This is a genomic window from Moorena sp. SIO3I8 (genome assembly GCF_010692325.1).
GTDB lineage: Bacteria > Cyanobacteriota > Cyanobacteriia > Cyanobacteriales > Coleofasciculaceae > Moorena.
Window position 1 is genome coordinate 1 of the sequence record NZ_JAAHHW010000178.1, and the last position, 10,021, is coordinate 10,021.

General features: G+C 44.0%; 9 protein-coding genes. 7 read left to right on the forward strand and 2 right to left on the reverse strand.

From position 1 onward, the window contains the following. The first annotated feature begins 302 nt into the window (after positions 1-302). The 6 genes from F6K51_RS33595 to F6K51_RS33620 all read left to right on the forward strand — a co-directional run bounded on the left by F6K51_RS33595 (position 303) and on the right by F6K51_RS33620 (position 7,348). Positions 303-977 carry a glutathione S-transferase family protein gene (locus tag F6K51_RS33595; RefSeq protein WP_293029314.1) on the forward strand — a complete coding sequence of 225 codons (675 nt, stop codon included), beginning with the start codon at positions 303-305 and terminating at the stop codon, positions 975-977. A 312-nt stretch (positions 978-1,289) separates the two neighbouring features. Then, the gene (locus tag F6K51_RS33600; RefSeq protein WP_293029317.1) at positions 1,290-3,686 is read left to right on the forward strand and encodes a heavy metal translocating P-type ATPase; all 2,397 of its coding nucleotides are present in this window, start codon (positions 1,290-1,292) and stop codon (positions 3,684-3,686) included. A 114-nt stretch (positions 3,687-3,800) separates the two neighbouring features. Beyond that, entirely contained in the window at positions 3,801-5,717 is a 1,917-nt protein-coding gene (locus F6K51_RS33605) for a WD40 repeat domain-containing serine/threonine-protein kinase (RefSeq protein WP_293029320.1), read from the forward strand. A 132-nt stretch (positions 5,718-5,849) separates the two neighbouring features. Then, positions 5,850-6,437 (forward strand): Uma2 family endonuclease, encoded by a 588-nt coding sequence (locus F6K51_RS33610; RefSeq protein WP_293029323.1) that lies wholly within the window; start codon positions 5,850-5,852, stop codon positions 6,435-6,437. A gap of 178 nt (positions 6,438-6,615) precedes the next feature. Further along, entirely contained in the window at positions 6,616-7,221 is a 606-nt protein-coding gene (locus tag F6K51_RS33615; protein ID WP_293029327.1) for a class I SAM-dependent methyltransferase, read from the forward strand. Next, complete coding sequence (locus F6K51_RS33620) at positions 7,208-7,348, forward strand: hypothetical protein (protein ID WP_293029330.1); 141 nt, start codon at positions 7,208-7,210, stop codon at positions 7,346-7,348. The genes F6K51_RS33615 and F6K51_RS33620 overlap by 14 nt, the downstream gene beginning before the upstream one ends. 14 nt (positions 7,349-7,362) lie before the next feature. Here F6K51_RS33620 and F6K51_RS33625 read toward each other — a convergent pair whose 3' ends face one another. After that, the gene (locus tag F6K51_RS33625; RefSeq protein WP_293029333.1) at positions 7,363-8,031 is read right to left on the reverse strand and encodes an ATP-dependent Zn protease; all 669 of its coding nucleotides are present in this window, start codon (positions 8,029-8,031) and stop codon (positions 7,363-7,365) included. Positions 8,032-8,515: 484 nt separating this feature from the next. Continuing rightward, the gene (locus F6K51_RS33630) at positions 8,516-9,376 is read right to left on the reverse strand and encodes a M15 family metallopeptidase (protein WP_293029336.1); all 861 of its coding nucleotides are present in this window, start codon (positions 9,374-9,376) and stop codon (positions 8,516-8,518) included. A 152-nt stretch (positions 9,377-9,528) separates the two neighbouring features. Here F6K51_RS33630 and F6K51_RS33635 point away from each other — a divergent pair. Continuing rightward, positions 9,529-10,021: TetR/AcrR family transcriptional regulator (locus tag F6K51_RS33635; RefSeq protein ID WP_293029339.1), on the forward strand; the 493-nt coding region annotated here is incomplete at its 3' end.

Genomic DNA, 10,021 nt, shown 5'->3' on the forward strand with positions numbered 1-10,021 from the left:
CAGCTAGTAAGGTAATTTGGCATTTCACAACCCAAGATGCACGAATTAAATTGAAGCATCAATATCGCTGTTTTTGAAGATGTTGAATCCGACAATTCTAATGCATCAAATTAAGCTTGCCACGCCAGTAGGGTGCGTTAGGCGAAGCCGTAACGCACCATTATTTTAAGCCGTAACTAACTTTTTGAGTTCACAGACCCTGAAGTTTCAGAACTACCATTACCTTCTAAGAAGCAACCACAACCATATTTTTCGGTAAAATTAAGCTAAATTTCAAAGGTAAACGTCAGGATAAATAATCGATGCTCAAATTCTACTACAATCCCCTCTCGCCCAATGTTCGTCGTGTCTGGCTAACCTTACTAGAAAAAAACCTTACCTTTGAAACAGTATTAGTTAAATTAGATGGCGATCAATTTCAACCAGAGTTTTTAGACATTAACCCATTTCATCACATTCCTGTTCTGGAGGATGACGGTTTGCGGTTAGTAGAATCCTTGGCAATTATGGACTACTTGGAAGCCAAATATCCCACACCTGCGCTGCTGCCAACTTCACCAGAGGCATTAGCCAAAGTACGCATGGTACAATTGTTGACAGCTAATGAGCTATTTCCCCCAGTAGTTCAACTAATCTGTCAAAAGGAAGACTCACCACAATTTACACGAGCCAAGCAGAAGCTAGATACAGTACTCAAATTTTTATCCGAGTTATTAGGAAACAGCCCTTACTTTGCTTCGGACCAGTTAACCTTAGGAGATATCGTTGCTGGAGCAGCAATATCGTTATTGCCGAAGTTAGAGATTAATCTTACTGATTATCCTAACATGGATCAGTGGTTTAAAAGATTGATGCAACGGGAACCATGGCAGAAAACAGACATGAGTGCAGAGGATTTTGAAGAATTTAAGCGGCGAGTAAAAGTTCTGGTAAAACTCCGTGCTCGTGAACTGATTGGGGGAAATAAAACACAGTAAACTCAGCTTGCGATAGGGTATAGCGCTATGGGCAAGTCAGAAGTCAGAAGTCAGAAGTCAGAAGTAAGTTATGACTAAGTTTTGGAGTTTAGGAATGTCAAACACCCTAATGCGTAGTGCTATATGAGCTATCAGCTATCAGCCATTGGCCAAGCTACACCGAACAGCTTTTGAATAAGATAAGCTGACGGCTGACCACTGACCACTGACCACTGACTGCTGACCGCTGATAGCTTACCCACTAACACTCATCCCCTTGACTCTCCACTATACTAGAGAGTTTATCCTTTAACCGTAGGGTTAGAGGATATCATGACACAACAAAGCTTTCGTTTACAAGGAATGAGCTGCGCTGGTTGCGCCAGACGCATAGAAACCCTGATTCAAAGGGTTCCAGGTGTAGTAGAGTGCAGGGTCAATTTTGGTACAGAAGAAGCTAGTATTACCTACAATACCGAGGAAAGTAACCCCCACAAAACTAACCAGCAACTAACCAAACTGATTCAACAGACAGTGAGTGATGCTGGCTACCAAGCTTTCCCAATCGAGGATATCAGTGATCAGCCTGATGATCACGAATGGCAAGGTCAAGCTGAAACCCTTGACCTAAAACGAAAATTCATTGTCGGTGCTGTCCTTAGTACTGTGTTAGTGATTGGTTCACTACCGATGATGACAGGATTATCTATCCCCTGGATTCCATCTTGGTTACACCACCCTTGGCTACAGCTGGTCTTAACCACACCGGTTCTGTTTTGGTGTGGACAGTCATTTTTGACTGGAGCATGGAAAGCCTGGAAACACAAAACAGCAGATATGAATACCCTAGTCACCCTTGGGACTAGTGCTGCTTATGTCTATTCTCTGTTTCCCACAGTGTTGCCCCCGGTTGTTTTGAAATCATTCCTACCCCAAGGGGTAACTCTCCCTGTGTACTATGAAACCACTGCTGTAGTGATTACCCTGATTTTGCTAGGGCGATTGCTAGAACACCGGGCTAAAGGACAGACATCTCAAGCAATTCGTAAGTTGATGGGATTACAAGCTAAAACCGCTCGTGTGATTCGCCATGGTCAAGCGCAGGATATTCCCTTGGCCCAGGTGCAAGTTGGAGATGTGGTATTAGTGCGTCCAGGAGAAACTATTCCGGTAGACGGCATAGTTATGGAAGGAGCTTCTAGTGTGGATGAAGCCATGGTGACAGGAGAAAGTGTTGCGGTCAAGAAACAGCCGGGGGATGAAGTGATTGGAGCAACGATTAATAAAACCGGTAGCTTCCAGTTCCAAGCGACTCGGGTCGGGAAAGATACCGTACTGGCACAGATTGTTAAGTTAGTACACCAGGCTCAAGGGTCTAAAGCACCGATTGAAACCTTAGCGGATCAGGTGACAGGGTGGTTTGTGCCGGTAGTGATTGCGATCGCAATGGTCACTTTTGGAGTTTGGTGGATGACCACGGGAAATCCTACCCTAGCCATGATTAATATGGTGGCAGTGTTAGTGATTGCTTGTCCCTGTGCTTTAGGTCTAGCTACTCCAACCGCAGTGATGGTAGGGACGGGTAAAGGTGCAGAAAACGGGATTTTAATAAAAAATGCCGAGAGTCTGGAATTGATTCATCAACTGCAAATTATCGTGCTAGATAAAACCGGAACCCTAACGGAAGGGAAACCTACGGTAACGGATTTTATTACAGTTGGAGGCATCTATGACTCTTCGTCAGAACTTGCCAGCTTTACCGGGAGCAATGAAATCAACTTGCTGCAACTAGCGGCAATAGTGGAAAGTCATTCGGAACATCCCTTAGCTGAAGCAGTGGTGCGCTATGCCCAATCTCAGGGAATAGGATTGCAATTACCAACACCAGAGAATTTTACTGCTGTTGCTGGCAGTGGGGTACAGGCAATGGTTGATCACAATCATCCCCTCTTATCTTCCGAACCAGCAGGGGGTGGGCTAAAGGGCAAGAGATTGGTGCAGATTGGGACAAAACGATGGATGGAAGAATTAGGGATTGACACAGATGTGACGGTGCAACCGAATCGGTCTTTAGCAGACTATCAGGGGGATTGGGAGGCGAGCCGTAAGACGGTAGTTTGGATCGCAGTTGATGGTAAAATTGAGGGGATTTTGGGTATTGCTGATGCCCTCAAACCTGCTTCAGCTGAGGTGGTGAAATCCTTGAAGCGGTTGGGATTAGAGGTAGTAATGCTAACGGGAGATAATCAACAAACTGCTGATGCGATCGCAAACGAGGTTGGCATCCATCGGGTATTTGCTCAAGTCCGACCTGATCAAAAAGCTAGCATCATCTCTACTCTCCAAAAAGAAGGCAAAACTGTAGCCATGGTAGGGGATGGGATTAATGATGCCCCAGCTCTGGCTCAAGCAGATGTGGGAATTGCCATTGGTACAGGTACTGATGTTGCGATCGCAGCCTCTGACCTTACCCTAATCTCGGGAGATTTACAAGGCATCATTACAGCCATTCAACTAAGTCGTGCTACCTTCAGCACCATTCGCACTAACCTCTTTTTTGCCTTTATCTACAATGTACTAGGAATTCCGATTGCGGCTGGTGTGTTATTCCCGATCTTTGGCTGGTTACTCAATCCCATTATTGCTGGTGCAGCGATGGCATTTAGTTCAGTATCTGTGGTAACTAATGCATTGCGATTACGGAATTTTAAGCCCATTTCTGGGTTATGAGACACTGTTATTGGTGGGTTACGGCGGATAGGTCGGTTAAAAGGTCAGCTTTTAGAGTATTCGCCGCCTAACCCACCCTAGCATTGGATGTAAGTAATCTAACCAGCTGTTTGTGTGAGCTACTGTCTCAATCCCAACTGCCCTAAGCCTTACAATCCTGATGGCAACAAGTTTTGCCAAACTTGCGGCACTAAACTCTTGTTAGGACAGCAATACCGCCCTATTAAGCTGATTGCAGCAGGAGGCTTTGGCAGAACGCTTTTGGCCATCGACGAGGGAAAAGCGTCTAAATCCTACTGTGTGATTAAGCAATTTTACCCCCAAGGTAATAATCATCCTACCAAAGCTGCTCGATTATTTCACCAGGAAGCCTTGCGCTTAGAACAGTTGGGCAAACACCCCCAGATTCCTGAACTCTTCGCCCATTTTGAACAAGATCATCACTGGTACATAGTTCAGGAATTTATCCATGGGGAAAATTTAGCTCAAGAGTTGGCAGCAACTGAACCATTCCGAGAAAGTCAGATTCGTAGACTCCTAAGTCAGTTGTTACCAGTGCTGCACTTTATCCACCAAGGTAAGGTAATTCATCGGGATATCAAGCCAGAGAATATCATTCGTCGTGGTATCCTCCGCCCCAGTGCTAGGCAGGGGGTTATCACTCCCCCAGACCTGGTATTGGTAGATTTTGGTGCAGCCAAGTATGCCACAGCCACTACCTTAGCCAAAACTGGCACAACTATTGGTAGTGCTGGTTATGCGGCTCCCGAACAAATCTTTGGTAAAGCAGTATTTGCCAGTGATATCTATAGTTTAGGGGTCACCTGCATTCATTTATTGACCCAAACTCAGCCATTTAATTTATACGATCCGATGGAAAATGGCTTTGTCTGGCGGGATTTTTTGGTTCATAATCCCGTCAGTAGACAATTGAGTCGGATTCTCGACAAAATGATTCAGAGTTCCATCAAGCTCAGGTATCAATCCGCGATCGCAGTGATGGACGATTTAGGAATCACCCAAGAAACCGAAGCTGGTCTGACCTGGGAGCCATTCCACCGTAATCAACTAACTCCCCAATCCACTGGTAAAACTAATCTAAAAACTAACTCTAGGCCACCAAGAGGTAATCCCAGGATTATCGTTTTTGCAGCAACCACTCTCAAAGGTCATTCCGATGAAATTTATTCTGTAGCCTTTAGCCCTGATGGACGTACCCTAGCCAGTGGGTGTAGGGACAAAACTATCAAGTTGTGGGAGTTGAAAACAGCCTGGGAAATCCTTACCTTTGGAGGTTGGTTTTCTAAGCATTCCGCTGAAGTACGTGCTGTAGCATTTAGTCCTAAAGGCAGGAGTCTTGCCAGTGGTAGCGCTGACCACACCATCAAACTCTGGAATGTCCGTACTGGTAAAGAGATGTTCACCTTCACAGGGCATTCCGGTGAGGTGAATTCCATTGCCTTTCACCCCCAAGGATACCACCTTGCCAGTGGCAGTAGCGATGGCACCATTAAGCTTTGGGATGTTCGTACCCTTACGCAGCTCACTACTCTGACCGGACATTCATCATTGATTCATTCAGTAACCTTTAGGCCAGATGGAAAAATCCTTGCTAGTGGTAGTGCTGACGCTACCATCAAGCTGTGGGATGCCTTAAGTGGTCAGGAAATTCACACCTTTGAAGGGCATTCAGACCAGGTGCTTGCGATCGCGTTCACTCCCAATGGACAGACCCTAGCCAGTGCTAGTGCTGACGGTACTATCAAGCTTTGGGATATTGGCACTGCCCAGGAAATTACCACCCTCAACGGACATAATGGTTGGGTTTATGCGATCGCATTTGACCGTAGTGGCCAAATACTCGCTAGTGGTAGTGCAGATACTACTATAAAGCTATGGGATGTTGATACAACTCAAGAAATTGGCACTCTCAACGGTCATTCAGACACCATTCATGCTCTTGCTTTTGGTCCGAATAACAGAACTCTTGCCAGTGGTAGTTTCGATAACACCATCAAGATTTGGCGCTAATTACCTAGCTTGCTTCAGGTAAAAGGCAATAGGCAATAGGCAATAGGCAACTGGCAATAGGCAATACGATGATTAAGAACTAATAATTATACTTACGGTAAACATAATAACAAAAGCAAATTTTAAATACCAATGCAACTAATATCTGAACCCAAATATTATTCTCCAGAAGACTATTTAAAACTAGAAGAAACAGCAGAATACAAGAGTGAATATCGGGATGGAGAAATTATACCAATGACTGGTGGCACTACCAATCATAATCAAATTGCCCTTAATATTGCTACCCTTTTAAAACTTGGTTTAAAGGGAAAACAGTACAAAATTTATATTGGTGATGTGCGTTTGTGGATACCTCGTTACCGTCAGTATACCTATCCAGATGTTATGGTGATTCAAGGCGAACCGGTTTACACAGGTAAGGGGACAACTACAGTAATGAACCCGATGTTAATTGTCGAAGTTTTATCAAACTCTACTAAAAACTATGATCAAGGTGATAAGTTTTTATACTATCGTTCCATCTCAGAGTTCAAAGAATATATTCTAATCGAACAAAGTGAGTATCGTCTACTGCAATATATAAAAACTGCTACCAATCAATGGCAGTTCACTGAGTATGAATCAGAAAATTCCGTTATTTCTCTAAATTCCTTAGAGTTAAGCGTTTCTGTTCAAGATATTTACGAGGGGGTAAATTTTCAACTTAATCAAGACTAATGTTTTGATTAATTATTAAACTTGCTCCCTTCTGTACTATTTAAATAGTAAAGCTACCCTAAACCAAACAACCTTCAACCTTGGCCAAAAGGCCACGCTACGCGAACAACCAAACAACCTTCAACCTTGGCCAAAAGGCCACGCTACGCGAACAACCAAACAACCTTCAACCTTGATAATGACTAGTAATTTTTTTAGCACAAAAGAAAAGTTCTTTGATCTGTGGGCACCAAACTACGACATCCTGTTCACCACAGTATTTTACCAAGCACTCCATAAACGGCTGTTAGAGTATGTAGAACTCACAAATCAGCCCAATGTATTAGACCTTGGCTGTGGTACAGGTCATTTACTTAATCGTCTTGCTCAAGAGTTTCCCTATCTTCGAGGCACTGGGGTAGATTTATCTACTCAAATGCTCGCTCAAGCCCGACAGCAAAACCAGCATCGGCAGCGAATAATCTATAGAAAAGGCAATGCTGAATGTCTCCCCTTTGCTGACAGGGAATTTGAAGCAGTATTTAATACCATCAGCTTTTTACACTACCTCAATCCTCAACAAGTTTTCTCAGAAGTTAGCCGGGTACTGGAAGCCAAAGGACATTATTACCTAGTAGACTATACTGTTAGAAAGCGAAAAAAGTCTTTACCAATTTCTCCTAACCGCATTCGTTTCTATAGCCGACAGCAACGGGAAGAATTTGGCCAGGTAGCCGGTTTGTCATGCTTAGGGCATCACCATCTCCTCGGACCCGTTGTGCTAAGTATCTTTGAAAAACATTAATAACACTAATAACTATTCCCTCTCCCCATACCTCCAATACATTCCAAAACTCCCTACTCCCTACTCCCTACTCCCTACTCCCTACTCCCTACTCCCTACTCCCTACTCTCTACTCCCTACTCCCTAACTAAAGCGCTATAGTTATTGAATCACCTCACAGCACTCTGCCACAGATGCCCGTTTTTCCATAGCAGCCACCAGTGCTTCATAAGATTCCCAGTGTTCACTAATCATACTAGTCGCTTGACGCTCAGCCCATCGTGCTTTCACTGAGTACTCACTAGCAGAAAAACCTAACCCTTCCAAAGCATCTCGGAGTTTGTCGCAGTCTTCTGCTCCGCCCTCAGCACTCTCATAGACTATAGTTTCCGCAGCAATCCCTGCCATCCAAACCGTGCAAAATCGATCTAAGGTTAATCGCATTTCCCGAAGATTAGAAGCCTGAGCGGATAGTGCCTCAGTATCAAACGTCACACCACCATTACCCAGTTGTCCCTGCTTCAAAGCTTCCCAAGCACTTAAGGTGTAACCAGTGATTGGAATACCAAGTAAATAAGCCACCAGAAAATGACCCGCTTCATGGCGAATTATGCGTCCACGATGTTCAGGATTGGTACTTGCCAATACATCTAACAGCAGCGTTAACCCTTTACCTTGGAAGCTGAAGCCATCTAGGGTAACAAGACTCAAGACACCAAAAGTAGTTACCGCAGGGATTGCCGGAGAAATATTCAACAGTGGTCCTAGCAAAACCGAAAGGGTCATGCCAAAAACACCAATAGCAATTAAATTCAGCGCAATTTGTTGCATTTGTTCTTGGTTACTTGTTACTTCATTGTTAGTTATATCATGTTTTTGGTAACAATTATGAATAGTAGGAAATAGGAAACAGGGAACAGGGAACAGGGAATAGGGAATAGGGAATAGGGAACATGAAACAGATAACCGACAAATAGTAGGGATATTAACTACTTTTTATAAACAACTTTTTTGGATAAATGTTTATATAAACATGAGATAAAATTTTTATGATTAATTGCAATTTTTACTGTCCATCCAAGTATCCAAGCCTTTCATCCTTCATATTTAAACCTTGGCCAAAAGGCCACGGGTGCGCGTTCAACCAGCTAACCTAGCCTACAACGAGCGCCAAAGGCGAACAACTTTTTTGAATTAATAATGTAGAATTAAGAATTAAGAATTAAGAATTCTACATTCTGCATTCTACATTCTGCATTCTACATTCTACATTCTACATTCTACATTCTGCATTCTACATTCTGACAGACAACCTTCATACTTGATCCTCAAACTTTGGTGTATCCGATGGAGGAGAAGGAGCAGGAGTAGGTTTCTTACCTTTGTAGAACGTTTCCAAGCTCTTGGTATCTCCCACAAACCTCCAGTGCCAAGGCTCATAACTAATTCCTTGGGGATTGTCTCTAGGAAAAGACAACTCAAAGCTGTAGAAAGCCGCATTCTTTTCCAACCACTTAAAGGCTGCCGTATTCTCAAACTCAGGATTAAGGTTAGTAGCTGGTGTCATGCCATCCCCAATATCGATCGCATAACCAGTGTGATGCTCACTGTAGCCAGGAGGAGCACTTACTTCAGCCCGTTTACTAGCCACCTGTCCTCGCTGTTCCTTTACTTGAAAAAACAGGTACTTTTGCTGCTCCACCGAACGGAAGCCGGAAATTGGCACTAGGATTATCCCCTGTCTTCTTGCTGCTGCTGCCATTGCTTTGTATTTCCGAGCTGCTGCAGCCTCCAGTTTGATCCGGCCATCACGGGTAATTGGTTGCAGTTGTGAGCTTAGGACTTCAGAGTAGGGTAAGTGTCCCAGAATGTTATTACCATCATTCCCCCTAGTGTTTAGACTAGCTTGTGGATTCTGTGAACTAGCTTCTGTCTCACTTTGAGTCGATGTTGCTTCACCAGACTTGGACTGAGCTTCAGGAGTTGGTTCCATTGGAATCAGGCTAAAGGCGATTCCTCCTATTGCTAATAGTCCAATAATGAGTAAGGTAACCTGCCAACGAGACCGGGGTTTAATATCCTGTCTATCCCTTACTGCCTCGGGAATATCATCTACTGGTACCTCTGTTACCTCAGAAAGGTTTGCTGGTTCGCCCGGGAGACCTGCGTTATTCAATAGTCCACTCCTGCACTGACATCCAAATTATTACATTTATTTATTACATACTTATAGTTACTGAAAATCCCAGCAGTGTCAGCGGATCAACTGGATTACTTGACCAATCGTTCCAGAATTGTTATCGTAAAGATACGAGTTCAGCAACGGTAATGGCAAGGCACAAAACCTTTGACCCAGAAGATGTCCTAGAAAAAGCCATGGAAACCTTTTGGCTTTATGGCTATGAAGGGACCTCAATGCAGGACTTGGTCAAAACCATGGGGATTAACCGAGGCAGTCTATACGACACCTTTGGTGACAAACGTTCCCTATTCCTCGCTGCGATCGCTCATTACAACGATACCTGTGTTAAAAATGCGATCGCATCCCTAGAAGCCCCCACAGCCTCAAAGCAAGCCATTATCGACTTTTTCTACAACCTCATCGAAGGAGCTGTAGACGATAAAGACCATCGAGGCTGCTTGCTCACCAACACCGCTGTTGAACTGTGTCCCCACGATCCACAGACTAAATCCCGGATTACTGCTAATTTGCGCTCAGTGGATAACGCTTTTAAAAAAGCCTTATCCACAGCAAGGGAGCAAGGGGAAATCACAACCAACCATGACCTTCAGGCATTAGCCCAATATTTCACCAGTAGTA

Bases quoted from the DNA above. Each gene is read 5' to 3' on its own strand.
- F6K51_RS33595 (WP_293029314.1), top strand. From the start codon at position 303: ATGCTCAAATTCTACTACAATCCCCTCTCGCCCAATGTTCGTCGTGTC.
- F6K51_RS33600 (WP_293029317.1), top strand. From the start codon at position 1,290: ATGACACAACAAAGCTTTCGTTTACAAGGAATGAGCTGCGCTGGTTGC.
- F6K51_RS33610 (WP_293029323.1), top strand. From the start codon at position 5,850: ATGCAACTAATATCTGAACCCAAATATTATTCTCCAGAAGACTATTTA.
- F6K51_RS33625 (WP_293029333.1), bottom strand. From the start codon at position 8,031: ATGCAACAAATTGCGCTGAATTTAATTGCTATTGGTGTTTTTGGCATG.
- F6K51_RS33615 (WP_293029327.1), top strand. From the start codon at position 6,616: ATGACTAGTAATTTTTTTAGCACAAAAGAAAAGTTCTTTGATCTGTGG.